Below are 26,571 nucleotides of genomic sequence, written 5' to 3'. Positions count from 1 at the left end.
GGTCTGACGTACGTCAGAGGGACTGCAGGATCTCGCGAGCGAGAGCAGCCGTCTCCGACGGGGTCTTGCCGACCTTGACGCCGGCGGCCTCGAGGGCCTCCTTCTTCGCCTGCGCGGTGCCGGCGGAGCCGGACACGATCGCGCCGGCGTGACCCATGGTCTTACCCTCCGGCGCGGTGAAGCCGGCGACGTAGCCGACGACAGGCTTGGAGATGTTCTCCTTGATGTAGGCCGCGGCACGCTCCTCGGCGTCGCCACCGATCTCACCGATCATGACGATGAGCTTGGTCTCGTCGTCCTTCTCGAACGCCTCGAGGGCGTCGATGTGGGTGGTGCCGATGATCGGGTCACCACCGATGCCGATGGCGGTGGAGAAGCCGAAGTCCTTCAGCTCGTACATCATCTGGTAGGTCAGCGTGCCCGACTTGGAGACGAGACCGACCGGGCCCTTGCCGGTGATGGTGTGCGGGGTGATGCCGGCCAGCGACTCGCCCGGGGTGATGATGCCGGGGCAGTTCGGGCCGATCATCCGGGTGGCCTTGCCCTGCAGGTAGGACCACACCTCGGCGGTGTCCTGGACCGGGACGCCCTCGGTGATGACCACGATCAGCGGCATCTCGGCGTCGATGGCCTCGATCGCGGCGTCCTTGGTGAACGCCGGCGGCACGAAGAGGACCGACACGTTGGCGCCGGTCTCCTTCATCGCCTCAGCAACGGTGCCGAACACCGGGAGCTCCACGTCGGCGCCCTGGGCGTCCTTGTGGGTGACCGTGGTGCCGGCCTTGCGGGCGTTGACGCCACCGACGATCTGGGCGCCGGAGTCGAGCATCAGGGCGGTGTGCTTCGCACCCATGCCGCCGGTGATGCCCTGGACGATGACCTTGCTGTCCTTGTTGAGGTAGATGCTCATGTTTCTCTCTCCTGACCTCAGGCGTTGGCCAGCTCGGCGGCCTTGTCGGCGCCGCCGTCCATGGTGTCGACGATGGTGACCAGCGGGTGGTTGGCCTCGCTGAGGATCTGGCGGCCCAGGTCCACGTTGTTGCCGTCCAGACGCACGACGAGCGGCTTGGTCGCCTCGTTGCCGAGGATGTCCAGCGCGCCCACGATGCCCTTGGCGACCTCGTCACAGGCGGTGATGCCACCGAAGACGTTCACGAACACGGACTTGACCTGCTCGTCGTTCAGGATGACGTCGAGACCGTCGGCCATGACCTGCGCGTTGGCGCCGCCACCGATGTCGAGGAAGTTGGCGGGCTTCACGCCGCCGTGCGCCTCGCCGGCGTAGGCGACCACGTCGAGGGTCGACATGACCAGACCCGCGCCGTTGCCGATGATGCCGACCTGGCCGTCGAGCTTGACGTAGTTGAGGCCCTTGTCCTTGGCCTTCGCCTCGAGCGGGTCCTCCTCGTCACGGATGACGAACTGCTCGTGGTCCTCGTGGCGCACCTCGGAAGCGTTGTCGTCCAGCGACACCTTGCCGTCCAGCGCCTCCAGCTTGTCACCCTCCAGGCGAGCCAGCGGGTTGACCTCGACGAGCGTCGCGTCCTCCTCGGTGAACACCGTGTAGAGGCTCTGGATCATCGAGACGGCCTGCTCGAAGACGGGCTCCGGGAAGCCGCACTCGGTCGCGATCTCGCGCGCCTTGGCCTCGTCGACGCCCTTGCCGGGGTCGATGCCGATCTGCTTCACGGCGTCGGGGTTGGTCTTGGCGACCTCCTCGATCTCCACACCACCCTCGACGGACGCGATGCAGAGGTACTGCCGGTTCGAACGGTCCAGCAGGAAGGAGAAGTAGTACTCCTCCACCGGCGGGGTCGCCGGGGTGATCAGCACCCGGTTGACCTTGAGGCCCTTGATCTCCATACCGAGGATGTTGGAGGCGTGCTCGAACGCCTCATCCGCGGTCTTGGCCAGCTTCACGCCACCGGCCTTGCCACGGCCACCGGCCTTGACCTGCGCCTTGACGACGCAGAAGCCGATCTCCTCGGCGGCCTTCCTGGCTTCCTCAGCCGTCTCGACGACGACACCTTCGGTCACGGCGACGCCGTGCTTGGCGAAGAGCTTCTTCGCCTGGTACTCCATGAGATCCACTGATCCACCTGGTCTGTGTGTTGCGGTACGAGGCGGCGTACCGCAGGGATCAGCGGTCGACGTCCTCGTCTTCAGATGTGTCCGTCCAGCACCTTAGACCCCGTCACGGCGCGGTTACGAGCCCAGGGGCCACGACGTGACGTACGCCACTAGCGGGGCGAGACCCCGGACACACCGGACATATACCAACAAATCGGCAACCTCGAGTAACAGTCCGCGGCCCTGGCCGAGGAGGCCCGTTCAAGCCCCTACGGCGCGGCGCGCCCTGCGATGGCCGACGGGTTTCGACACCTTATCGAGACTCAAACCCGGTCGTAGACACGCGTTTCGGGTGCCACGAAGAAGTCGCAATCCAGTTTCGAGTCTGGCGGATATACGCAGATCAGCGACCGGTTCGGTGTTCGCCGAAGGTGAAATCAGCGAAACGGGCGTGCCACATTTCTTGACCGCGCCCTCCGGTCCGTTACAGTCATGGCTCGCCGTCTGACCCCGAACAGCGGAGATATGAACTGATGGGCAACCACCGAGCCGACGTCACAAGTGACAGTCCGCGTTCGGTCACCCCTTCCCCCGGAGCAACCACGAGCAGCAGCTACGTCGGGAAGCGGCGCGCAGCGCCGGCGACCGACAGCCCTGCTTCCAGGCCCGCTCCGCGAGCGACCGGATCGACCTCCTACGTCGGGAAGCGGCGCGCCGCGCCGTCCCCCGCCGTCGGGACCGCGACACCGACCCCCGCCCCCGAGACTTCTGAAGAGCCGGTCGCCAAGGCCCGGCCCAACCGCGTGGTCCTCGAGCAGACCGGCAAGATGCCGGTCGTCGGGTCTCCCCGCGACACCGAGGCCACCGACGGCCGCATCTCGACAGGCGAGCTCCGTGCTCTCGTCGAGGGCGACGGCGGCCCCTCCTTCCCGGCGTCGTTCCCGACGCCGTCCTCGGTCCAGCCCGCGTCCCGGCCGATCGTGCCGACGCAGCGCCGGGCCGCCCAGATCGACCCGGTCCTGGCCGATCTGCTCTCCTCGATGGGCATCGACCCGGACAAGGTGACTCCCGAGGTGCTGGAGGACCTCGGTGTCGGAGGCATGACGACCTCCGAGCTCACCAAGTTCCTGACCCAGCCGACGAAGCCGGCACCCATGAAGGCCGCGTTGAGCAAGCCGGTCTCGACCAAGACCCCGCCGCGTGGCATTCCGGCGGCGTCCGTCGCTCCCGTCGTGCCTGCCGCTCCGGCCGCGCCCGTCGCGCCCGTCGCCCCGGAGCCGACCTTCCAGGCGCCCGAGCCGACGCACACCCCGAAGCCGTTGCGGATGGCCAACACGTTCGCGCCGCTGACCGGCAAGGTCCGTGCCGTACGCCAGGCCCGCCAGATCCCGGCTCCGCCGATGGCCCCGGCCCCTGCTCCGGCCTACGAGTCCGAGGTCATGGAGCCCCGCGGGTTCCAGGAGGCGTTCGACGCGCCGCCGACCTCCTTCAAGATCGACACCACCTCGTTCCCGGCCCCGCCGGTGTCGCTGCCGCAGCAGATCGACTTCGACTCGATGGCGATCGACCTTCCGGCCGAGACCTACACCGCCGACGCGCCCTACTACGAGGCGCCGCAGGCCGAGCCGTTCTACCAGGACGACTACACCGGCGACTACGGCCACGAGGCCCACCAGGCCGAGTCCTACTTCCGCGCCGAGACGGGCAGCATCGATCTGCCGAGCATCAGCGAGATCGCGACCTACCGGCCCGAGCTCCACGACCTGCCGGCGGTCGAGACCACCGGCACGATGGTCGGGATCGGTGGTCCCACCCGGCCGCGCACCCGCCGCGCCGCTGCCGCGGCCGCCGGTGGCCGCCCGACTGTTCCGATGACCGCAGGTGCCGCCGCCCTTGCGGCCGCCATCGGCGGCATCGCGCTGACCGGCGGTCCGACGATGGTCGCCGCCGATGACGTACGCCTCGTCGGAGCCACCGCGCTCGGTGGCGACAGCGACATGGTCGTCGTCGGTGACCGCTCCGCGACCGTGACCCGTAACGACGAGCGCTCCGAGGCCGACACCGCGGCGAGCGACCGGGAGAAGGCGCTCCAGGGCGTCGACGTCCAGGCGGACAAGCAGGACAAGTTCCTCAAGTCCAACCTGTGGGAGCTCCCGATCCCGGCGGGCGTCTACCGCATCACCGGCACCTTCGGCTCCTCGGGCGCCAACTGGTCCAGCACCCACACCGGTCTCGACTTCGCGGCCCCCTACGGCACCCCGATTCGCTCCGTCGCCCGCGGCACGGTCACCGAGGTCGGCTGGGGCGGGGCGTACGGAAACCGGACGATCATCACCCTCGACGACGGCACCGAGATCTGGTACTGCCACCAGAGCGACTACGGCGTCTCCGTCGGCCAGACGGTCTCCCCCGGAGAGGTCATCGGCTACGTCGGCTCGACCGGCAACTCCACCGGCAACCACCTCCACATCGAGGTCCGCCCTGGCGGTGGTGACGCCGTCGACCCCGACGCCGCCCTCAACGAGCACGGCGTAGACCCGACCTGACGCGCTGCGCGCGTCAGGTCGGCACAGAGCCGAGTCGGCGTCTCACGAGGAGACAGCCGCCTAAGCGACCAGAGTCTCCCGTGAGCTCTCAGCCACCCCGAGTCACAACTTCTCAACCGGGGCATAGCGGAGAAGCAACCGCTTCACCCCGGTATCCCCGAAGTCGATGCTCGCGACCTGCTTGTCGCCCGATCCCTCGATGGTGACGACGGTGCCGAGGCCGAAGGAGTCGTGAGTGACCCGGTCGCCCGGGTCGAGCGAAGGCACAGCGCGGGCAGGCTTGGACTTGGCCGCGGCATCCGCGCGCAGCGCGGCCGAGGAGAAGTTGCGGCGCCCGGCGGCCGTGGGCTGACCGAGCCGCTGACCACCGCCCCAGCTGTCGGCGGCGAAGTTCGGCCGGCCCCAGGAGGACATCTCCTTCTCCGTGCGCCGCCAGTCGACCAGGTCGACGGGGAGCTCGTCGAGGAAACGGCTGCCCGGGTTGTGCGAGGGCGCACCCCACGCGGACCGGACGACGGCGCGCGAGATGAAGAGCCGCTTCTCGGCGCGGGTGATGCCGACGTAGGCCAGTCGGCGCTCCTCCTCGAGCTCGGTGCCGTCCCCGAGGGCCCGGGAGTGCGGGAAGACGCCGTCCTCCATGCCGGTGAGGAAGACCGCGGGGAACTCCAGGCCCTTGGCGGTGTGGAGCGTCATCAGGGTGACCACGCCGTCCTCGTCGTCGGGGATCTGGTCGGTGTCGGCGACCAGCGCGACCCGCTCCAGGAAGTCGGCGAGGCCGGGCTCGACCGTGCCGGCGTCGACGTCGGCAGGGTCGGCGCTCGGGGCGGCGACGGGGTCGTCGGAGAACTCACGGGCCACGGCGACCAGCTCGGCGAGGTTCTCCACCCGGGTCTCGTCCTGCGGGTCGTCGGACTCCTCCAGCGAGGCGAGATAGCCCGAGCGGTCGAGCACGGTCTCCAGGATCACGTCGGCACGCTCGCCGGCGTCGACCATCTGCAGCAGCTCTTCGACCATCGCCACGAAGGCCTTGATGTTGGTCAGGCTGCGGGTGGCCATCCCGGGCGCGTCCTCGGCCTTCTGCAGCGCCTCCCAGAAGGTCAGCCCGTCGCGCTCGGCCAGCGCGTTGACGCAGGCCACGGCGCGATCGCCGATGCCCCGCTTGGGGGTGTTGAGGATCCGCCGCAGCGAGACCTGGTCGTCGGGGTTGGCCAGGGTGCGCAGGTAGGCCAGCGCGTCGCGCACCTCCTTGCGCTCGTAGAAGCGCACTCCGCCGACGACCTTGTAGGGCTGGCCGGTGCGGATGAACACCTCCTCGAAGACGCGCGACTGGGCGTTGGTGCGGTAGAAGACGGCCACGTCGGCGGCCTTGAGCCCGCCGTCGACGAGCTTGTCGATCTCGTCGGAGACGAACCGGGCCTCGTCGCGCTCGTCGTCGGCGACGTAGCCGACGATGCGCTCACCGTTGCCGGCGTCGCTCCACAGCGCCTTCTCCTTGCGGCCCTTGTTGTTCTTGATGACCGCGTTGGCGGCGGTGAGGATCGTCTGGGTGGAGCGGTAGTTCTGCTCCAGCAGGATCGTGGTCGCGTCGGGGAAGTCCTGCTCGAAGTCGAGGATGTTGCGGATGTTGGCACCGCGGAAGGCGTAGATCGACTGGTCGGCGTCACCGACCACCATCAGTTCGGCCGGGTCGCTGCGAGGCGCCTCGTCGGCGTAGGAGTCGGTCAGGGCGGTGTCGTCCATGCGATCCGCACAGAGCTCGTGGACCAGGGCGTACTGGGCGTGGTTGGTGTCCTGGTATTCGTCGACCAGCACGTGGCGGAACCGGCGCCGGTAGACCTCCCGCACCTCCGGGTAGGCCCGGAAGAGCTCGACGGTCGACATGATCAGGTCGTCGAAGTCGAGGGCGTTCGCCTGCCGCAGGCGCTTCTGATACTCCTTGTAGGCCGCGACGTAGGTCTGCTCGAGGTGGTTGCGGGCGTCCTTCTCGGCCGCCTCGACGTCACGCAGCTCGTTCTTCTGGTCGCTGACCCAGTTGAGCACCTGGCCGGGCTGGTAGTGGCGCGGGTCGAGGTCGAGATCGCTGAGCACCAGCTGCATCAGCCGCTTCTGGTCCTGGGCGTCGTAGATCGAGAAGTTGGACTTGAGTCCCACCTTGTCGATCTCCTTGCGGAGGATCCGCACGCAGGCGCTGTGGAACGTGGAGACCCACATGATCCGGGCGCGCTTGCCGACCAGGGCCTCGACGCGCTCCTTCATCTCGGCGGCGGCCTTGTTGGTGAAGGTGATCGCCAGGATGCTGCCGGGATGGGCGCCGCGCTGGGAGATCAGCCACGCGATCCGCCTGGTCAGCACCCGGGTCTTGCCCGACCCAGCGCCCGCGACGACCAGCAGGGGCGCACCCTGGTGCTGCACCGCCGCCTTCTGGGGCTCGTTGAGCCCGTCGAGGAGCTCCTCGGCGCTGGGCCCGCGCCGTTGCGTACGCGGCTCGTCGGCCGGCTGCGCCGAGGCGAAGGCCTCGAGGCCCGGGATGATGGAAGCGAGTGGGGTCTGGTCAGGCGTACTCATGCTGCCTCCAGCCTAGGGCGTGGCACCGACAAGTCGTGGGTCGGCGGGCCCTCGAGGAGGCTCAGGAAGCGACGTGCGCGGAGGACCAGAAGACCGCCACGCAGACGTTGATGACCGTGAGGCCGAAGATCGTCCAGTAGAGGCCGTCGGAGATCTTGGGCTTGCGCAGCTGGGACATGACCAGGCCGAGGACGACCAGGCCGATCACGAGCTTCACGCCGACCTTGGCGTGGTCGACCGGACCGTCGCCCATCTCGAGGACGCCGACGAGCAGCAGACCGGCGAGGAACGCGGTGCCGGAGCCGTCGCGCATGAGTCCGTTGGCCACCTTGTCAGGGGCCTTGATCTGCACCAGCAGGCCTCCGAAGAGCGCCGCGAAGCCGAGCAGGTGAATGACGAGCAGGATGTGCCGCACGATCTCCATGGGCAAAGACTAGAGCCCGCGCCTCGGAGCCCCTCAAGCGGTACCGCATCGACACGTTTTCGAACGATCACACGAATTTGATCACATTCGCCTTGGGGAATTCCGATGCGTCTGCCTACTCTCACCGTGACCGCCACCATCGCTCTCGGCTCCGCAAGGAGGATTCTGACGTGTCATCACCTCGCCCGACCCTGCCCACCGGCGGGTCCAGACCGCTCGATCAGCTCCGCCAGATCATTCGCTTCGACGTACCGGCCTCGCTGGTCGTCTTCCTCGTCGCCGTGCCGCTCTCGCTCGGCATCGCCGTCGCCTCCGGCGCGCCTGTCGCCGCGGGCCTGATCGCCGCCGCGGCAGGCGGCATCGTCGCCGGTCTCTTCGGCGGCTCCCCCTTGCAGGTCAGCGGCCCGGCTGCCGGCATGACCGTCGTCGTGGCCGAGACGGTCGCCGAGTTCGGATGGGAGGCAACCTGCGCCATCACCGTGATGGCCGGGATGCTCCAGGTCGTGCTCGGCGCCACCCGGCTGGGACGCTACGCGCTGGCGATCTCGCCCACCGTCGTCAGCGCGATGCTCGCCGCGATCGGGATCTCGATCGTGCTCGGCCAGCTCAACGTCGCCCTCGGCGGCCGGTCGCAGTCGAGTGCGTTCGAGAACGTCAAGCACATCATCGGCAACGCGCAGGAGCCCAACATCCATGCCATCCTGGCCGGGCTCGGCGTGATCGCCATCCTGCTCGTCTGGCCACGGCTCCCGCAGCGGATCCGCGCGGTGCCCGGCCAGCTGGTGGCCGTCGTCGCGCTCACCCTCCTCGCGGCCGCGTGGCTGCCCGGCGCCGAGCGGGTCGAGCTCGGCGGTGACCTGCTCGACGAGATCGGCTCGGTCGCGCTGCCGGAGGGCACCCCGCTCGCCATCGCCGGCGCGGTGCTGACCGTCGCGCTGGTCGCGAGCGTGGAGAGCCTGCTCTCCGCGGTCGCCGTCGACAAGCTGCACGGCGGCCAGCGCAGCAACCTCAACCGCGAGCTCGTCGGTCAGGGCCTGGCCAACACCGCCTCCGGCGCCCTGGGGGGTCTCCCCGTCACCGGCGTCATCGTGCGCAGCTCGACCAACGTCGCGGCAGGGGCCCGCACGCGTGCCTCCGCGATCCTGCACGGCGTCTGGGTGCTGCTCTTCGCCCTCGTCCTGGTCGGGCTCGTCGAGCAGATCCCGCTCGCGGCCCTGGCCGGCCTGCTGATCATGATGGGCACCGGCCTGGTCAGGCCCGCCGACATCTCCCAGGCGCACGCCCGCGGAGAGCTGTGGATCTACGCGCTGACCATCACCGGTGTGCTCGCACTCAACCTCATCGAGGGCGTCATGATCGGCCTGGTCGCCGCTCTGGTCCTGGTGCTGTGGCGGCTGGTCCATGTGCGGATCGACGTACGCCAGGCCGGCCTGGCCGCCGACGGCCGCGAGAAGTGGCTGGTCGAGGTGCACGGCAGTCTCTCGTTCCTGGCGACACCGACGCTGGTGAGCAGGCTCGACGCGATCCCGGAGGGCCAGCTCGTCGAGCTCGACCTCCTCGTCGACTACCTCGACCCGGCCGGACGCGACCAGCTCGACCACTGGCGGGCCCGCTACGAGGCCGCCGGCGGCACGGTGCTCGTGGAGCACTCCGGGCCGCACGGCGCCGAGGCGCCGCGTCAGGAGCGGGCGCTGAAGGCACCTCCGATCAGCCCGCGAGGGCTGCTTCCATGGGGCGCCTGGCAAGACGTACGCGCCGACCACGCCGACCCGCACCATCCGCTGGCCCTCGGGGTCCGGGAGTACCACCGCCGGCACGCGGCGCCGCTGCGGCCTGTCTACGAGGGACTCGCCGACGGCCAGGCGCCGCAGGCGGTGTTCCTGACCTGCGTCGACTCGCGGGTCGTACCCAACCTGATCACGTCCAGCGGTCCGGGCGACCTGCTGACGGTCCGCACCATGGGCAACCTCGTGCCCGAACCGAACAGCACGGACAGCTCCGTCGCTGCGCCGATGCTGTTCGGTGTCGACGATCTCGGCATCAACACCGTCGTCGTCTGCGGCCACTCGCGCTGCGGTGCGATCACCTCGGCGCTGGAGAGCACCCGCGCCGGTGAGGTCCCTGCGGGACCGGTCGGCGACTGGCTGCGCCATGCCACGCCCGCGATCCAGGAGTGGCAGGCCGGGCATCCGGTCGGTCTCGCCGCTGCAGCGGCCGGACGGAGCGAGATCGACCAGGTCTCCCAGGTCAACGTCGCGGTGATGATCGACCGGCTCGGGGAGCTGCTGGCCGGCCGGGACGTACGTCTCGTGGGGCTGTTCCTGGACATCTCCGACGGCACGCTGCAGATCCTGCGCGGCGACGGGTTCACGACGCTGACCGACGCGGAGACCGACGAGCTCGCCCACCTGATGGAGGCCAGGCCGCCCGAGCCCGCGTGACCGGACCCCTAGAGCAGGCGGCGGTCGTTGGCCCAGCGAGTGAGCTCGTGACGGCTGGACAGCTGCAGCTTGCGCAGCACGTTGGACATGTGGGTCTCGACCGTCTTGATCGAGATGAACAGCTCTCCGGCGACCTCCTTGTAGGAGTAGCCGCGGGCGATGAGGCGCATCACCTCGCGCTCTCGTTCGGTCAGACGGTCGAGGTCCTCGTCGATGTCGGCGATGGCGATGGTGCCGGCGAAGGCATCGAGCACGAAGCCGGCCAGGCGCGGCGAGAAGACCGCGTCTCCCCCGGACACCCGCTGGATCGCGGCGACCAGCTCGGCGCCGGTGATGGTCTTGGTGACATAGCCGCGGGCACCTCCGCGGATCGTGCCGATGACATCCTCGGCGGCGTCGGAGACCGACAGCGCGAGGTAGCGCGGCGAGCCGTCGATCGCCGGCGCCTTGCGCATCACCTCGACGCCGCCACCACCGGGAAGGTGCACGTCGAGCAGCACCACGTCGGGCTTGCCGTCGGCGATCGCCTTGACGGCGGTGTCTACGTCCTCGGCCTCCCCGACGATCCGGATGACCGGCGACCGGCTCAGCTCGGCGCGTACGCCGGTGCGGAACATCGCGTGATCGTCGACGATGACGACCTTGACCTCACTCATGTTCGTTCTCCTTCGTGCGAGGCTGCTTCAGCCGCACCTCGGTGCCTTCTCCCGGTGACGATCTCACCACAGCCGAGCCGCCGTGACGCGACATCCGGTCGATGATGCTGTCGCGTACGCCGTGTCGGTCCGCGGAGATCTCGTCCACGACGAAGCCCGCTCCGCGGTCGCGGACGAAGACCTCGAAGGCCTCCTCGGTCGCCTCGGCGTAGACGTCGACCCGCCCGGTGCCGGCATGCTTGGCGGCGTTGGTGACGGCCTCGCGGGTGGCCGCGACGATGGGTCTCACGGTCTCGTCATAAGGCCCGTCGCCGACGACCACCACGTCGACGGTCACACCGTGGCCGTCCTCGACCTCGGCGGTGGCCGCCTTCAGCGCCGCGGCGAAGGTCTCGTCGGCCTCAGCCGGGGTCGAGAAGAGCCACTCGCGCAGGTCGCGCTCCTGGGCGCGGGCGAGCTTCTGCACCATCGCGGGGTCGCCGGAGTTGCGCTGGATCAGCGCGAGCGTCTGAAGGACGGAGTCGTGCAGGTGGGCGGCCATGTCGGCGCGCTCCTGGCTCCGGATCCGCTCCTCGCGCTCGCTGCCGAGGTCGCTGGCGAGCTGGCGCATCCACGGACCGGCGACCAGGAATCCCGCGGCGAGCACGATCAGGCCGGCGATGATCAGACCGGTGGCGTTGCCGAGGTCGAGCTGCCCGCCCGCGAGGATCACCGCGAAGAGCATCAGTCCGACGCCGACCCCGACCCGGACATAGGCCCGCCAGCCACCCTTGCCGAAGACCATCTGCACCAGGTCGAGACGTCCGGTGCCGTCGATCCAGCGCTCGCGCTGGGCGGCGTCGGCCTGGCGCCACAGCAGCGCGACACCGGCGACGCCGAGCATCGCCGGCCAGATCAGCGCACCGGCGCCGAGGACCGTGTCGAAGAGCACGACGGCGCCGAAGCCCAGCGCGAGCAGCGCGATCGCCGGGCCCTTGTCGACGCCTCCTGGGCGCGAGGACGGGCGACGGCCACCGCGGGTCGCGCTCTCGCCGCCCGGTGTGGACTGCTCGATGTGGGGCGCGGCGGGGATGAAGATCCACAGGGCGGCGTAGAGGACCACGCCGAAGCCGCTGAACACCGCCGTCACCACGAAGAACGCACGCACGGCGAGGACCGGCAGGCCGAGGTGCTCGGCCAGCCCGGCGGCCACGCCGCCGATCACCGACGCGTCGGTGTCGCGGTAGGCGCGGCGCACTGCGGGCTCCGGGGGCGGTGCCGGCAGCTCCGCCGTCGCATGGGTTGTCGTCATGATGACAACCATCGTCACACCAACAGCAGGTGCTCGCCATGAGGATTCACCCTGATCCTGGCACTTCGAGAACTCAGGGCCGTCCCTGATGGTCTGTGGCGGGCCGAGGGGTCAGAGTAGGGGTGTGACGATCCCGCCCGAGGCGCCGCTGCCTCCAACCCCGGAGCCGCCATCGCCTGTCTCCGAGGCGCGCACCCGCCCCACCGGCGAGCAGTTGCGCAACCTCAGTGGCCTGCGGCGTACGACCCATGCCTCCCCGGAGGGACGGCACATCGCCGGCGTCGCGGGTGGGATCGCACGCCACTTCGACGTCGACCCGCTCCTGGTGCGGGTGATCCTGGTGGTGTCGGTGTTCTTCGGGGGCTCCGGCGGCATCGTGTACGTCGCGGCCTGGCTGCTGGTGCCCGAGGAGGCCGCCGAGGACGGGATGATCCCGGTCGGGCCTCCGGCCCGCAACCTCCTGCTCTGGATCGCCGGCGGCATCGCCGCGATCTCCCTGCTCGGTGACGCGTTCGGCGACACCAGCGTCCCCTGGTTCTGGCTCGCCGTGCTCGCGGTGGTCGCGCTCTGGTACGCCAACCGTGGCAAGTGGGGCCGTCGCAAGCAGGGCGGGATCCCGCCCGTCGCTCCGGCGACGACCGGTGACGTCGCTGCCCATGCTCCTGCCGCTCAGACGCGCTATCTTCCGGCGCCGTGGGCGCCTGGGACGTACGACCCGAACGCGCCGATCCGGCCGTCCGGCCGCCGGCGCCCGCCGCTGCTGTTCGGCCGCGCCGTCGCCGTCGCCGCTCTGGTGGTGGGTGTTCTCGGGCTCGTCGACGTCGCCGACTGGATGCCGGTCCCGGCCAGCGCCTACCCGGCCGCGCTGCTGGCCGTCTTCGGTGGGTTCCTCGTGCTGGGCGCGTTCTGGGGCCGAGCGGGCGGGCTGATCTTCCTCGGCCTCGTCTCTCTGGCCGCGCTTCCGCTCACGATGATCGACCTGTCGAACCTCGAGACCGGCAGCAGCATCGAGATCCACCCCCGCAGCGTCGCGGCCCTGGAGACCTCCTACGTGGTCGACGCGGGCGCGATCGTCGTCGACCTGAGCGCCATCGATCCGAAGACGCTCGACGGCCGCGGCCTCGACATCACCAGCTCGTTCGGCGAGATCACCGTGATCGTCCCCGACGACGCCACCGTCGCCGCGGAGGCGACTCTTGGGGCGCTGGGCGAGGCCCAGGTCTTCGACGAGACCCGCAGCGACTTCGGCGGGTTCGTCCTGGCCCGCACCCACGTCGCCGGGGAGGAAGGCAGCGAGCCCGGCCTCGCCGACGACGCCGACCTGCGCCTGACCGCGACCGCCGAGCTCGGAGCGATCAACATCTACGAGGAGAGCGACCCGAGAGCCGTACGCTTCGTCGACACGGCCGAGAGGAGGACCCGATGAGCCACGACTACGCCCCACCTCGCTTCGAGGACCGCGTCGGCGAGCCGAAGCCCACCGGCCGACACCCGGTCAACATCGGCCACCTCGTCATGGGTCTCGTCTTCCTCGCCTTCGTCGTCGTGTGGGCACTGATCGTCAGCGGCACCGTGGCCATCCGCAGCGTCGAGGACCTCCGCTGGCTGCTCCCGCTCCCCTGGATCGTCGGCGGCTCCATCGGGCTGCTCGCAGCGCTGCTCCGGAAGAACTGACCTTCAACCCGCCGAGGCGTCAGGTACGTCGGCCGAAGCGTCACTCGCGCCGACCGAGTCGGCAGTGTGGTGACGCCTCGCCCGACCGGGATGACGCCTCAGGAGACGTTGGAGATCTCCCCCGCCCAGCGCCCGATGAGATCGGCCTCGTGCGGAGGCGGGCCGGGAAGGCGGCTGCTGGCGGCCTCCGCACGCAGGCCGTCGCAGACGAGCGCGAGATAGCGGCGGCGCAGGGCGGCGCTGCGTACGTCGTCCCCGACGTCGATGCGGCCGATCTGCTCGAGGATGACGGCGATGTCGGCGCGGGTGACGTCGGGGCGGAGGATGCCGCTGCCGCGGGCACCGCGCAGGAGCCGGTTGGTGGTGTCGACGGCGAGTCTGTCCAGGTCACGCAGGCCCTGATCGAGGTCGACCTCGCCGCGCAGGGCGAGGGTGAGGCGCGGGAGGCCGTCGTCGAGCACCTGGCGCAGGAATCCGGTGAACGCGTGCCAGGGGTCCTCGGTGTCGCTCAGCGCCGCCTCGGCGAAGGCGATGTAGCGGCGGTAGTTGTCGGCGGCGACCGCGCGCAGCAGCGCCTGCTTGTTGGCGTAGCGGCGGTAGAGACCGGCGACGCCCATCCCCGCCTCCTCTGCGACCGCGGCCATCGTCGCGCGGGGGTCCCGGAGCAGCACCTCGCGAGCAGCGATCAGGACCGCGCGGTCCGCGTTGAGGGGCGGCATGCCCCACACCCTACGGGGGCGCGCCAGCCTCAGGCGGTCTGCGCGGCTGTGGCGTCCACCAAAGCCGCGATCGGCCGGTTCGGGTAGTCGGCGAACACCCCGTCGACCCCTGCCTCGAAGAGGCGATTCGCCTGGTCGCGACCTGCTTTCAGGGTCCACACGAAGACCTTCAGGCCGTGCCGGTGGGCCTCGTCGGCCAGGCCGGTCGGCGGCTGCCCCTTCTTGCGCACCATCGACTTCTTCGGGCCGATGGCCTGGGCGTACGTCGCGATCTCGGCGCAGTCGACCGCACCCCACTTCTTGTCGACCAGCTGTACCAGAGGAAGGTTCGTGCGGGTGCTCATCTCGCGCACCCACGCCTCGTCGAAGCTCTGCAGCCACAGCCGCTGCGTGGGCAGACCCGGGAGGCTGTTCCAGCCGTCGACGCCGTGGTCGGCGAGGGTCCGCAGGAGGGTGTCGGTGACGGGCAGGCCGATGGAGGCGAAGTAGGTCGGGTGCTTGACCTCCACGTGCAGCCCGACCCGCCGGCCGCGGCGCTGGGACTCGTCGGCGACGAGCAGCAGCAGCGTGTCGAGGGTGATGATCGGCTGGCTCGTCGTCGGCGCGCCGAGGCTGAGCAGCTCGGCGAAGGTGAAGTCCTCGGTGAACCAGCCGGTCCACTTCTTGCCGCTGATCACCTTGGTCGTACGTCGCTCCGCGAACTCCGGGCGAGAGGCCACGTCCGTGGTGCGGGTGAGCTCGTTCTCGTGCCGGAGCACCATGACCCCGTCGCGCGTCATCACCACGTCGGTCTCGAGCGCGTCCACGCCCTGGCGCAGCGCCAGGCGGTAGGACTCCAAGGAGTGCTCCGGCAGGTAGCCGGGTGCTCCGCGATGGCCGATCACAAGGGGGCGGGAGGCCGATGCCATGGCACCCAGAGTGCGTGGCGGCGGCGACGCCGCGGCGGGCGCAATGTGAATGGGACGTTACGAACGGCGGGCCGTTCGGTACACCATCGTCAGGGCGTGTCCTCGCCGGACCAGACGACGTTCTCGCGGATCAGCCGGGCCGGGACACCGGCCACGGCCGTACGCGGCTCGACCTTCTGGTTGCGGACCATGCTCCGCATCCCGACGACGGCGCCGTCGCCGATCTCGACGTGACCGGTGACGATCGCGTCGCGACCGAGCCAGACGTGCTCGCCGAGGCGGATGTGGGCGCCGTACGGATTGATCCGCTGCCCCGTCTCGGCGTCCTCGAGCCGATGCATGTCGTCGGTGGCGACGTAGACGTTCGCGGCCCAGAGCTGGTCGGGGGCGGTGACGATCGAGCCGCCGTTGCGGGCGTCGATCTGCGCGCGTGAGGTGGCGACGAGACCTCCGGAGAGGATCACCGCGGAGTCGCCGCCGCAGTAGATCTCGCCCCAGACCATGCTCGTGTCCGGGCCGATGAAGATCGTCGGCCGGTCGCCGCCGACCAGCAGCGCCTGCATCGAGGTGATGTCGGTCGCGACCACGATCAGCGCGTCGGAGAACGGGTAGAACCCGAGCAGGTCGATCAGCCGCTGGTCGAGCCGGAAGCCGTCGCGCAGGTAGAGCGCGTTGCCGCCCTCGTGCCACCACTCGGGCAGCGGCCCGGTGATCTCGCTCAGCTCCAGCCCGACGAGCACCTCTGGATCGAGCCCTGCGGCGATGAGCCGCTCCCGATGTACGTCGGTGAGCGGCTCACCCCTGGTCCAAGACATGCCGGGAACCATAACCCGGCCCGCGATCTCTCAGCTCGGGTACATCCCGCTGGTCACGTTCAGCCAGGTGCCGGTGATCGCGCCGGCGCCGTCGGAGGCGAGGAAGGTCGCGGTGTCGGCGACCTCCTTCAGCCGCGGCGAACGCCTGGTCATCCGCAGATCGTCGAGGTTCGCCAGGATCCCGGCGAGCGCCTCCTCCGGGAGCCGCGTCCCGACGACCCGCTCGAACTTCTCCGGGGTGAAGGTCTCGGTGATCCCGGCGGTCCAGATCCCCACGACGCGTACGCCGGAGGGCCCGGCCTCCGCGGCCAGGTCCCGCACCAGGGCGTCGAGCGCGCCGTCGGCGGCGCTGGTCCCACCCATGCCCGGCGCCGAGCCGCGTGCGGAGCCGGAGTCGAGCGCGAGCACGACGCCGCGGCCCTGCGCCACCATCTGCCGGGCGGCCGCGCGAGCGGTGTGGAAGGAGCCGGTGATGCCGCGGAGGACCGGCTGGGTGTAGTCGGCGGCCGAGATCTCCAGCAGCGCCTGTCCCTGGATGTCGCCTCGGTCGGCGACGTTGAACGAGATGTCGAGCGAGCCGGTCTCGGCGACGACCCGCTCCACGAAGGCGACCACGGCGTCCTCGTCGAGGATGTCGACCACGCCGTAGCCGGCAGCGCCGACCTCCTCGGCCCTGGCCGCGAGGGTCGACTCGGTGCGACCCGCCAGATAGACCTGGGCACCCGCATCGGCGAAGGCCTTCGCGGTGGTCGAGCCGATGTCACCCGCGCCGCCCCACACGATGGCGGTGCGGTCCTGAAGCTGTGCGTTCACGATGTCTCCTGAGCTGTCCTCACGCACCCGGTGTGCGTGATCTGACCGTTAGGACGTACGCCACCTCGTCCACTCATCGGGTGCGCCAGAACTTTTTCTGATCGGTGCTCAGGTCAGCGCCTGCGGGAGCCCGAAGGCGGGGAAGAGATGCGGCTCGAACGTGGTGATCTGAGCGACCCGGCCGTCGACCACCCGGAGCACGTCGAGCACCTGCGGCCGGTAGATCGTGGTCCCCGGGCGGCGTACGTAGCCGGCGACCGCGGGCATCCGGTTCGCGCTCACGGGAAGGAAGCGCCACTCACCGAAGTAGGTCGGTGAGGACGGGTCGAGGCTGGGCATCACGAAGTCCATCAGCGCCTGCCGGGTGGTGAACCAGAACGGGTTCGGCGGCATCGTCAGCACCGCGTCGCTGGTCAGCAGCTCGGCGATCCCCTCGCGCCAGTTGCTCGCTCCCGCCGCGATGTAGGCGTCGATGACCTTGCGCTCCTCCTCGGTGGGCCCTTCGGTGCGCCAGGCCGACCGGTCCTCGGGCAGATGACGGCGCAGCGCCGGCTTGGCCCGCTGGAGCAGCGAGTTGACCGTGGGGACGCTGACCGAGAGCGCGGCCGCGGTGTCGGCGGCCGACCAGCCGAGCACCTCGCGGAAGACGAACACCGCCCGCTGCTGCGGGGTCAGATGCTGGATCGCGGTGAGGAAGACCAGCTCGATCGTCTCCCGTGCGACCGCCTCCTCCTCTGGCCGCTCCGGCTCGAGCAGGGCGTCCGGGAACGGCTGGAGCCACTCCAGCAGCTCCGGGGGCTCACCGGTGCCGTGGTCGAACCCCGGCAGCGGGGCGTACGTCCTCGGCCGCCGCTCGTTGCGGCGCAGGAAGTCGAGGCAGGTGTTGGTCGCGATCCGGTAGAGCCACGCTCGCATCGCCTCGGGGTCGGTCAGCTGATCGCGGCGCTCCCACGCCTTGACCAGCGTCTCCTGCACCAGGTCCTCGGCCTCGTCGAAGCTCGCGACCATCCGGTAGCAGTGCACCCGCAGCTCGCGCCGGTGCTTCTCGGCGGCCTCCACGAACAGGTCGGTCATCACCCTCATGGCTGGGAGCGTAGAGCCTGACACCCACCCCGGAAACGGAATTCGCAACCGATCTCAAACAGGTGCAACGCAAGTTAAATGGGTGGCGTAGTAAGTATGTGGGGCGGTCCTCCCAGGGCCCCGGCCTCTGATTCCCGGGCCGGGGCCCTGGCCTTGCCCGGGGCCCAGGGTCCGGCTCAGACGAGAGCCCGGAGCTTGGGGAGGATCTCCTCACCGTAGAGCTCGAGGAACTTGGCCTGGTCCGGGCCCGGGGCGTGGAAGACCAGGTGGGTGAAGCCCATGTCGAGGTATTCCTTGATCCGGGCGACGTGCTCGTCCGGGTCGGTCGAGACGATGAACCGCTTGGCGGTCGCCTCGGTCGGGAGCGCGTCGGCGAGACGCTGCATCTCGACCGGGTCCTCGACGGAGTGCTTCTGCTCAGGACTGAGGCCGAGGGCGCCCCAGAAGCGGGTGGCCTCCATCGCCTGCTCCAGGTCGTGGTCGAAGGAGACCTTGACCTCGATCATCATGTCGACGTCCTCCGGCTTGCGGCCGGAGAGCTCGATCCCGGTGCGTACGGCCGGGAGCAGGGTGTCGTTGTAGAGCTCGGCGCCCTTGCCGGAGGTGGTGATGTAGCCGTCGCCGGCACGACCCGCGTACTTCGTCGCGGCCGGACCCGAGCCCGCCAGGTAGATCGGCACCGGCGAGGAGGGCTTGTCGTAGATGGTCGCCCGGTCGAGCTGGTAGTAGTCGCCCTCGAAGGTGACCCGGTCCTCGGTCCAGAGCTTCTTGATCACCCGCACCGCCTCGCGGAACCGTGCGAAGCGCACCTTGCCCTCGGGCCACTCCACACCCAGCGGTGCCTCGTTCATCGCCTCACCGGTGCCCATGCCGAGCACGACACGGTCGGGGAAGAGCGACCCCAGGGTCGCGAAGGACTGCGCCACGATCGCCGGGTGGTAGCGGAAGGTCGGGGTGAGCACCGAGGTGCCCATCACGATCCGTTCCGTGCGCGCGCCGAGCGCGCCCAGCCAGGTCATCGCGAACGGCGCGTGCCCGCCGTCGTGCCGCCACGGCTGGAGATGGTCGGAGATGAAGACCGAGTCGAAACCCTGCTCCTCCGCCATCACGCCGTAGTTCAGCAGCTCCGTGGGTGCGAACTGCTCGTTGGACGCCTTGTATCCGAACCTGATCTCCGTCACACGGTCACGGTAGCCTCCTCGGCATGAAGCTTGCGATGCCCTTGACCTACTTCGGCAACCCGCGTGACACCGCAGACCAGGTCGTCGGCCTGGAGAAAGCAGGGCTCGACCAGCTCTGGGTCGCCGAGCCGTACGGCTTCGACGCGGTCTCGCTGCTCGGCTACCTGGCCGCGAAGACCGAGACGGTCGAGCTCGGCGCAGGCATCCTCAACATCTACAGCCGTACGCCGGGAGCGCTGCTCCAGACCGCAGCCGGCCTCGACAACGTCTCCGGCGGGCGCGCGATCCTGGGCCTCGGCGCGAGCGGCCCCCAGGTCATCGAGGGCTTCCACGGGGTGGCGTACGACAAGCCGTTGGCCCGCACCCGCGAGATCATCGGGCTGCTGCGCGCCGGGCTGCGCGGTGAGCGGCTGCAGAGCGACGGGCTCTACAAGATCCCGCTGCCGGCCGACCAGGGCACCGGCCTGGGCAAGCCCCTCAAGCTGCTCAACCGGCCCGAGCGTGCCGACACCCCGATCTGGGTGGCCGCGCTGGGCGACAACAACGTCGCCATGACCGCTGAGATCGCCGACGGCTGGCTGCCGTTCCAGTTCCTGCCCGACAAGGCCCGCGACGTCTGGGGCGAGGCGATCGACAAAGGCCTGGCCAAGCGCTCGCCCGACCTCAAGCCCCTGGAGATCTCCGCCGGCGGCCTGCTCGCGATCACCAACGACCCCGACGAGGCCAAGCGCCACCGCGACACGATGCGCGGCCTGATCGCGCTGTACGTCGGCGGCATGGGCGCCCGCGGCAAGAACTTCTACAACGACATGGCCGTGAAGTACGGCTTCGGCGACGCGGCCAAGAAGATCCAGGACCTCTACCTCGACGGTCACAAGCGCGACGCCGAGGCCGAGGTCCCCGAGGCCTGGCTCGAGGCCGGCAACCTGGTCGGACCGGAGTCGTTCGTGAAGGAGCGGATCGCGGCGTTCAAGGAGGCCGGCGTGACCAGCCTCCAGGTAACGCCCGCCTTCGGCACCGACGGCCTCGCGTCGATCGCCCAGGTCAAGGAGTGGCTGGTCTGAACTTCCTCGGCCGGCTGTGACCTCGCTTACCCCCACGGCCGGCCCGGCCGTCCCCCGGTGACCTTGCCCCCACGGGCATTGGTTGCATGGACGCATGTCTGAGCGGATCGGCGCCCAACTCGCGACCAGCATCACCGGACCCGTCACGAAGTGGGTCGTGCTCGGCTTCTGGCTGGTGATGCTGGTCCTGATGGGTCCGCTGACCGGCAAGCTCGGCGACGTCGAGTCCCACGACAACTCCGACTGGCTCCCGGCCGACGCGGAGTCGACCCGGGCGATCGACGAGCTCGCCGAGGTGCAGGACCCGGACGACCTGACCACGACGATCGTCTACCACCGCGAGGGTGGCCTGACGAAGGCCGACTACACCGCGATCGTGCTGCAGATCCCGGAGATCGCCTCGCTCGACGGGGTCACGAGCCAAGCGAATCCACAGTCGCAAGAGGATGGATCTCGACAGGCTCGATCACCGATGATGCCGGCGATCGCCTACCCGACCGGGGAGATGAAGGGCCAGAAGCAGGGTCTGGTCTCCGCCGACGGCGAGGTCGCCACGGTTTCACTCGTGGTCAACTACGCCGACGAGGACCCGACCGCGCTGCTCGACCTGCGCGACGACCTGGTCGAGATGACCGCGATCGACGGCGTCGACGTCTACATCGGCGGCGCCGGCGGCTCCACCGCCGACCAGATGGAGGCGGGGGCCGGGATCGGCGGTGCGCTGCTCTACGCCGCTGCCGGGGTGGTCATCGTGATCCTGCTGATCACCTACCGCAGCCCGGTGCTCTGGTTCCTCCCGCTCGTCTCGGTCCTGGTCGCACTGGTCGTGTCGATGGGCGTCGTCTACCTCTGCGCGATGTACGCCGGGCTGACCCTCAACCAGATGAACCGGGCCATCCTGGACGTGCTCGTCTTCGGCGCCGGCACCGACTATGCGCTGCTGCTCATCGCCAGGTATCGCGAGGAGCTCGGCCGGCACCAGGACCGGCACCGCGCCATGGCGGCGGCGCTGCGCGGCTCGGCGCCCGCGATCATCGCCTCGGCGGGCACGGTCACCGTCGGCATGCTCGGCCTGATGGTCGCCACCATGGGCTCGACCGCCAGCCTCGGGCCGGTCTGCGCGATCGGCATCGTCGCCGGCCTCGTGGTGATGCTGACCCTGCTCCCGGCGCTGCTGGTGATCACGGGTCGCTGGGTGTTCTGGCCGGTCAGGCCGGCGTACGGCACCACCGGCGAGAAGCACGGCGGCGTCTGGACCCGGCTCGGCGGGTGGATCCGGAAGCGGCCGCGGGCGGTCTGGATCGGCACCGCCGCGGTGCTGCTGGCCTGCTGCGGCGGGCTCTCGATGCTCAACATCACGACGCTGGACAGCTCGGAGACCTACACCAAGGACTTCCCCTCGCTGATCGGCGACCGCCTGCTCGAGGAGCACGAGCTCGGCGACCCGTCCAACCCGATCCAGGTCGTCTCCGCCCCGGGCAGCGAGAAGGACGTCGTCGAGGCGCTGACGAAGGCCGGCTACGAGGGCGTGACCCCGGTGACCGACGGCACCCGCGAGGTCGCGCTGACCGCGGTCCCGCTGTCCACCGACCCGATGTCGAAGGCGTCGTTCGACACCGTCGAGGACGTACGCAGCGTGGTCCACTCCGTCGAAGGTGCCGAGGCACTGGCCACCGGCACCGCCGCGATCCAGCTCGACATGGCCGCAGCGACCGACCGGGACACGAAGGTCGTGATGCCGCTGGTGCTGGGGCTGGTGCTGATCATCTTGATGATCCTGCTCCGCTCGGTCCTCTCCCCGCTGCTGCTGATGGCCACCGTCGTGCTCAGCTTCGGCGCCGCTCTCGGTCTCTCCGCGGTCATCTTCGAGGCGATGGGCTTCGCCGGACAGGGCCGCGAGTTCCCACTGTTCGTCTTCGTGTTCCTGGTCGCACTGGGCATCGACTACAACATCTTCCTGATGCATCGGGTGCGCGAGGAGGTCGTCGAGCACGGCGACACCCGGCGCGCGTCGCTGGTCGCGCTCTCGGCGACCGGCGGGGTCATCACCAGTGCCGGCATCGTCCTGGCCGCGACGTTCGCGGTGCTCACCACGCTGCCGCACGTGAGCTTCATCGAGATCGGCCTGGCGATCGCCCTCGGCGTGCTCCTCGACACCCTGGTCGTCCGCTCCATCCTCGTCACCGCCCTCAACCTCGACCTCGGCGACGTCATCTGGTGGCCGAGCGGACTCACCCGCGGGCGGACGAGAGCTCGTCAACCGCACCCGGCGGGTGGCCGGCCGATGCCTCCGCGCGGGCACGCGCCACCGCCCCGTCGGGACCTGCGGGTCTACCCGCCGCCGCAGCCGCGGCCACGCGATCCCGGCCGGTACTGAGGTCTCGGCTGCGAATTCCGTGAAGTGTCTTTACGATGTGCCCTACGACTCGGGTCGCTCGGCCCGGTCGCTCCACTTCACCGACATGCGGGGCGTACGACATGGGGCCAGACGACCAGGACAAGACGAGACCCGGCACGCCGCGGCCCACCCCGCCTCCGGCGTCTGAGCCGGTCAACCCGGTCGACCCGGACGCGACCCGGGTCCCCAGCGCGCGCCCCACCCCGCCGCCTCCGCCTCCTCCGCCGGCCGGACCCCCGGCGATGGCGCCCCCGACGGCGCCTCCGCCGTCCTCTCCTCCCCCGGCGCAGCCGCCGACCGCGCCGCCGGCCGCTCAGCCACCGGCAGCACCGCCCCCGCCGCCGCCCACGATGGCGATGCCCACGGCACCGGCGAGCGGCTACGGTCCGCCTCCGGGACAGCCCCCGGTTGCGTACGGCTCGGCCTACGGGCTGCCGTCTCACCACCAGCCGAAGAAGAGCAACAAGGGGCTGCTGATCGGTCTGGGCGCCGCGGGCGCGGTGGTGCTGGTCGCGCTGCTCGGCACCGGGGCATGGGCGTTCTTCACCGGACGCCTGGGCTTCGGTCCGCTCAGTGCCGAGGACAAGAAGGCGGTGACCGCCATCGCCGCGGACGCGCCGAGGCCGGCCTGGGCCTCCGAGGGCGACGCGAAGTGCGCCGCCGAGCAGCTGGTCAAGGACGAGCGCAGCGACGCGCTGCGCAAGGCCGGGCTGATCCAGACCAGCGGCGAGACCGTCACCTACACCGGCGCCTGGCGCGGGCAGCAGGCGACGACGTACGCCGAGGGGCTGCTCTCCTGCGCCGGCGACTGGAGCAAGGCGATCGGCAACGAGTGGGCGCTGACCGACACCGGCTGCCTCGGCGACGTCGACGAGTCCGCGATGGCCGGCCTGATCACCACCCAGGTCATGGAGGTCGATGACGCCGGCGTCCAGAAGCAGGCCGACACGGCAGTCTCCGCACTGGACGAGTGCTACGCGAGCGACGAGCTCACCGCGCCGACCGCGACGGCCACCCCCGCCGTGCTCGGTGTCGACTTCTCCGTCAAGGGCCCGGCCGTCGAGGGCAGCGAGGTGGTCCTGCGGGCGAAGTCCGCCGATGCCACCGAGTGGACCCCGGTGTCGGGCGGGAAGGTCAACATCCCCGTGCGCGAGGGCGGCCAGGAGGGCTGCGCCACCTTCGAGGCGTCGATCAGCTACCCCTGGGGCACCACGAAGACCAGCGAGGCCGAGGCCTGCGGCAAGGCGAAGGACCGCCGGCTGTGGTGGACGAAGGACAAGTCCTGCGCGCAGCCGAAGTTCGCCCCGTGCAGCTCCTGGACGCTCCACTACGAGGGCTACGAGCTGCTCTCCAGCGTCACGATCAAGCTGAAGCTCAACGGCGGCAACTGCCAGTCCGCGTCGGGGTCCTGCTCGGACACCGCCTTCGTGACCAAGCCGAGCGGCACCTGGACCAACTGGACCGCACCCAAGGGCTGGAAGGATCGGTTCACCGCGGAGGTCGACGGGCTCACCGCCGTACTTCCTAACTAACGCCTTAACAATTGGTCTCGCCCGTGGCGTTGGGGCGCGACGATCGTTGACGGGACGCTAGGGTTTCGGCAGAGGTCATTCGGGTAAAAAAATCAGGGCGAGGTTCTAAAGATGGTTGCGTTCCCCCAGGAAGGCGAACAGTTCGGTCGCTACGTGATCGAGCGGGTCCTGGGTCAAGGTGGCATGGGTGTCGTCTACCAGGCGAAGGACCCGGCACTGCGGCGCAAGGTGGCGCTCAAGCTGGTGCTGCCCTCGCTCACGGTCGACAAGGACTTCATCACCCGCTTCGAGCGTGAAGCCAACATCCTGGCCAAGCTGCGGTCGCGCAACATCGTGCAGATCATCGAGTACGGCGAGGTCGAGGGCACGGTCTACCTCGTCACCGAGTACGTCCCCGACGGCGACCTCCACGGCTGGTTGAAGACCCAGGGCGCGCTGGAGACGGTCCAGGCGCTGCGGCTGGTCGGCGACGTCAGCGACGCGCTCTTCGACGCCCACCGCGCCGGCGTGGTCCACCGCGACGTGAAGCCGTCCAACGTGCTCCTGTGGGAGCGCCAGGAGGGCGAGCTCGTCCCCTACCTGACCGACTTCGGCATCGCGACCGAGGGCGACTCCAACGTGACCCGCGCCGGCTCGGTGGTGGGCTCGCTGCCCTACATGTCGCCCGAGCGTCACATGGGTGAGCAGGCGACCGCGGCGGGCGACATCTACGCCGCCGGCTGTCTGCTGTGGGCCTGCCTCACCGGCAAGGCCCCCTACACCGGCACCGACTTCGAGCTGATGAGCGCCCACATCAACAGCCCGGTGCCGCGGCTGCCCGCCGCGACCCCGGGTGCCGACCTGATCAACCCGATCATCCAGCGGGCGCTGGCCAAGAAGCCGGAGAACCGCTTCCAGACCGCTGCCGAGCTCTCCAAGGCCCTCGACAAGGCCGCCGACCGGCTCGAGGAGGCCGGCCTGGGCGGCGGAGTCATCGGCGGTGCCGGAGCGGCAGGCGCCGACCTCGGCTCCCGTCCCGGCGCCAGCTATGACACGACCGCGAGCGGCACCTCCGGTGGCGGCACACCCGTGCCCGAGGCCGAGGCCCAGCCGACGATCGTCAAGCGCCCGGGCGAGGGCACCCCGACCCCGGCACCTCTCGCCAACGAGACCGACTCCACCGTCGTGCACAGCGGCAAGGGCCTGCCTGCGGTCGCTGCTGCGGCTGCCGCCGCTGCCGCGACCAACTCCGGCGGTGCGACCGGTGGGGGCCAGCCCGAATGGCTGCCGTCGCACCACTCCAACGCCGGCCAGGGCGGCGACGGTGGCGACAAGAAGAAGCTCTACGCCATGGTCGGCGGCGGCGTCGCTGCGGCCCTGCTCCTCGGTGTCGGCATCTTCACCCAGGGCTTCGGCATCTTCGGTCTCCATGGCGACGACGGCAAGGCGGCCGAGGCGATCGCCAGCGGCGTACCCAAGCCGGGGTGGGCCAGCGAGGACCAGATGACCTGCGCCGCCGAGAGCCTGGTCGGCAAGGTCCCCGCGGCCGAGCTGCGCTCCCACGGCGTCGTCGACGCGGGCGACGAGTGGACCTACACCGGTGAGTGGCCCGCCGACGACGCGATGAAGTTCACCCAGGGCCTGCTCGACTGCACCGAGTCCTGGGCGACCGAGATCGGCGACAACTGGAAGGTCGGCGACACCCGCTGCATGGAGAAGGAGGTCGACAAGACCTCCATGGCCGGCCTCCTCGCCGTCGGGGACCTCCTCAAGGACGGCGACCCCGGCGCGGCCGGGCCTGCCAAGGAGAAGGCGGTCAAGGCTCTCGACGAGTGCTACGTCAAGGCCGACGCACTCGGTGCCAAGGTGACCCCCAAGCCCGCCTACATGCAGGTCGACTTCGACGTGCAGGAGCCGACCGCTCCCGGCGGGCAGTCGGTGATCGGGATCGCCAAGACGGGCAGCAGCAGCTACGAGGAGCTCAAGGGCTCCACCTACGAGCTGCCCGTCACCGAGGGTGGCGTCGAGGGCTGCATCGCGGTCAAGACCACCGTCACCTTCGCCTGGGGCACCGAGAAGGCCACCGACGCCAACGCCTGCGGCAAGGCGGAGCCGAAGAAGCTCGAGTGGATCAAGCAGGACAAGTGCACCGACCCGATCTATACGAAGCAGAAGGTCGAGTGCAACACCTGGCGGCTGACCTTCGAGGGGTTCCAGCCCGGCAAGACGTTCAACGTGAAGCTCACCCTCAACGGCGGCAAGTGCTCCGAGGGCAAGGGTGCGAAGTGCGTCTGGCCGGGCACCCCCGACGGCGAGGGCAAGGGCGCCGTCGTCGACTGGTCTGGCCCGAAGGACTGGACCGCCAAGTTCGTCGCCACCGCCCCTGGGGCGAGCGCCCAGATCGACAACTAG

At 70.0% G+C, this 26,571-nt stretch carries 20 protein-coding genes; 8 read left to right on the top strand and 12 right to left on the bottom strand.

Going from position 1 to position 26,571, the window contains the following annotated elements; all coding sequences use genetic code 11:
* Positions 1-13: 13 nt before the first annotated feature.
* Positions 14-910 (bottom strand): succinate--CoA ligase subunit alpha, encoded by an 897-nt coding sequence (sucD, locus tag ACFVDI_RS16415; RefSeq protein ID WP_008364062.1) that lies wholly within the window; start codon positions 908-910, stop codon positions 14-16.
* Positions 911-927: 17 nt separating this feature from the next.
* Positions 928-2,091 carry an ADP-forming succinate--CoA ligase subunit beta gene (gene sucC / locus ACFVDI_RS16410; RefSeq protein ID WP_008364063.1) on the bottom strand — a complete coding sequence of 388 codons (1,164 nt, stop codon included), beginning with the start codon at positions 2,089-2,091 and terminating at the stop codon, positions 928-930.
* Positions 2,092-2,603: 512 nt separating this feature from the next.
* Here sucC and ACFVDI_RS16405 point away from each other — a divergent pair.
* Entirely contained in the window at positions 2,604-4,616 is a 2,013-nt protein-coding gene (locus tag ACFVDI_RS16405) for a peptidoglycan DD-metalloendopeptidase family protein (protein ID WP_378906823.1), read from the top strand.
* A gap of 102 nt (positions 4,617-4,718) precedes the next feature.
* Here ACFVDI_RS16405 and pcrA read toward each other — a convergent pair whose 3' ends face one another.
* Together pcrA and ACFVDI_RS16395 are read right to left on the bottom strand one after the other, a co-directional pair.
* Positions 4,719-7,181 (bottom strand): DNA helicase PcrA, encoded by a 2,463-nt coding sequence (gene pcrA, locus ACFVDI_RS16400; protein ID WP_378906821.1) that lies wholly within the window; start codon positions 7,179-7,181, stop codon positions 4,719-4,721.
* A 61-nt stretch (positions 7,182-7,242) separates the two neighbouring features.
* Positions 7,243-7,605, bottom strand: a complete 363-nt coding sequence (locus ACFVDI_RS16395) for a hypothetical protein (protein WP_196875478.1) — start codon at positions 7,603-7,605, stop codon at positions 7,243-7,245.
* 170 nt (positions 7,606-7,775) lie between these two features.
* Between ACFVDI_RS16395 and ACFVDI_RS16390 the strand changes: the two genes are divergently transcribed.
* Positions 7,776-10,046 (top strand): SulP family inorganic anion transporter, encoded by a 2,271-nt coding sequence (locus ACFVDI_RS16390; RefSeq protein ID WP_378906819.1) that lies wholly within the window; start codon positions 7,776-7,778, stop codon positions 10,044-10,046.
* An 8-nt stretch (positions 10,047-10,054) separates the two neighbouring features.
* On the opposite strand, the gene ACFVDI_RS16385 is transcribed toward ACFVDI_RS16390, so the two are convergent.
* Positions 10,055-10,702: a LuxR C-terminal-related transcriptional regulator gene (locus tag ACFVDI_RS16385; RefSeq protein ID WP_378906817.1), complete on the bottom strand. Its 648-nt coding sequence runs from the start codon at positions 10,700-10,702 to the stop codon at positions 10,055-10,057.
* Positions 10,695-11,993, bottom strand: coding sequence for a PspC domain-containing protein (locus tag ACFVDI_RS16380; RefSeq protein ID WP_378906815.1), 1,299 nt, complete (start codon positions 11,991-11,993; stop codon positions 10,695-10,697). Before ACFVDI_RS16380 ends, ACFVDI_RS16385 begins: the two co-directional genes overlap by 8 nt.
* A gap of 124 nt (positions 11,994-12,117) precedes the next feature.
* Between ACFVDI_RS16380 and ACFVDI_RS16375 the strand changes: the two genes are divergently transcribed.
* Together ACFVDI_RS16375 and ACFVDI_RS16370 are read left to right on the top strand one after the other, a co-directional pair.
* Positions 12,118-13,419, top strand: coding sequence for a PspC domain-containing protein (locus tag ACFVDI_RS16375; protein WP_378906813.1), 1,302 nt, complete (start codon positions 12,118-12,120; stop codon positions 13,417-13,419).
* On the top strand, positions 13,416-13,667 hold the full coding sequence (locus ACFVDI_RS16370; protein WP_378906811.1) for a hypothetical protein: 252 nt from the start codon (positions 13,416-13,418) through the stop codon (positions 13,665-13,667). The genes ACFVDI_RS16375 and ACFVDI_RS16370 overlap by 4 nt, the downstream gene beginning before the upstream one ends.
* Before the next feature lie 98 nt (positions 13,668-13,765).
* Here ACFVDI_RS16370 and ACFVDI_RS16365 read toward each other — a convergent pair whose 3' ends face one another.
* The 6 genes from ACFVDI_RS16365 to fgd form a co-directional block, all read right to left on the bottom strand.
* The gene (locus ACFVDI_RS16365; protein WP_378906809.1) at positions 13,766-14,386 is read right to left on the bottom strand and encodes a TetR/AcrR family transcriptional regulator; all 621 of its coding nucleotides are present in this window, start codon (positions 14,384-14,386) and stop codon (positions 13,766-13,768) included.
* 29 nt (positions 14,387-14,415) lie between these two features.
* Entirely contained in the window at positions 14,416-15,294 is an 879-nt protein-coding gene (locus ACFVDI_RS16360) for a glycerophosphodiester phosphodiesterase family protein (protein ID WP_378906807.1), read from the bottom strand.
* A gap of 89 nt (positions 15,295-15,383) precedes the next feature.
* On the bottom strand, positions 15,384-16,109 hold the full coding sequence (locus ACFVDI_RS16355; protein ID WP_378906805.1) for an acyltransferase: 726 nt from the start codon (positions 16,107-16,109) through the stop codon (positions 15,384-15,386).
* A gap of 30 nt (positions 16,110-16,139) precedes the next feature.
* Positions 16,140-16,922: an SDR family NAD(P)-dependent oxidoreductase gene (locus ACFVDI_RS16350; RefSeq protein ID WP_378906803.1), complete on the bottom strand. Its 783-nt coding sequence runs from the start codon at positions 16,920-16,922 to the stop codon at positions 16,140-16,142.
* Positions 16,923-17,030: 108 nt separating this feature from the next.
* Positions 17,031-18,005, bottom strand: a complete 975-nt coding sequence (locus ACFVDI_RS16345) for an RNA polymerase subunit sigma-70 (RefSeq protein ID WP_378906801.1) — start codon at positions 18,003-18,005, stop codon at positions 17,031-17,033.
* Between the two features lie 176 nt (positions 18,006-18,181).
* The gene (gene fgd, locus ACFVDI_RS16340) at positions 18,182-19,186 is read right to left on the bottom strand and encodes a glucose-6-phosphate dehydrogenase (coenzyme-F420) (RefSeq protein WP_378906799.1); all 1,005 of its coding nucleotides are present in this window, start codon (positions 19,184-19,186) and stop codon (positions 18,182-18,184) included.
* A gap of 23 nt (positions 19,187-19,209) precedes the next feature.
* On the opposite strand from fgd, the gene ACFVDI_RS16335 reads away from it, so the two are divergent.
* The 4 genes from ACFVDI_RS16335 to ACFVDI_RS16320 all read left to right on the top strand — a co-directional run bounded on the left by ACFVDI_RS16335 (position 19,210) and on the right by ACFVDI_RS16320 (position 26,571).
* A complete protein-coding gene (locus ACFVDI_RS16335) occupies positions 19,210-20,250 on the top strand; it encodes an LLM class F420-dependent oxidoreductase (RefSeq protein WP_378906797.1) in 1,041 nt (346 codons plus the stop codon).
* A gap of 94 nt (positions 20,251-20,344) precedes the next feature.
* Entirely contained in the window at positions 20,345-22,627 is a 2,283-nt protein-coding gene (locus tag ACFVDI_RS16330) for an MMPL family transporter (RefSeq protein ID WP_378906795.1), read from the top strand.
* Positions 22,628-23,004: 377 nt separating this feature from the next.
* Positions 23,005-24,180, top strand: a complete 1,176-nt coding sequence (locus tag ACFVDI_RS16325; protein ID WP_378906793.1) for a hypothetical protein — start codon at positions 23,005-23,007, stop codon at positions 24,178-24,180.
* Between the two features lie 111 nt (positions 24,181-24,291).
* Positions 24,292-26,571 (top strand): serine/threonine protein kinase, encoded by a 2,280-nt coding sequence (locus tag ACFVDI_RS16320; RefSeq protein ID WP_378906791.1) that lies wholly within the window; start codon positions 24,292-24,294, stop codon positions 26,569-26,571.

Source organism: Nocardioides sp. NPDC057767, assembly GCF_042798275.1.
GTDB lineage: Bacteria > Actinomycetota > Actinomycetes > Propionibacteriales > Nocardioidaceae > Nocardioides.
Note: the sequence above shows the minus strand (reverse complement) of the source record. Positions and strands in the feature narration are given on the sequence as shown.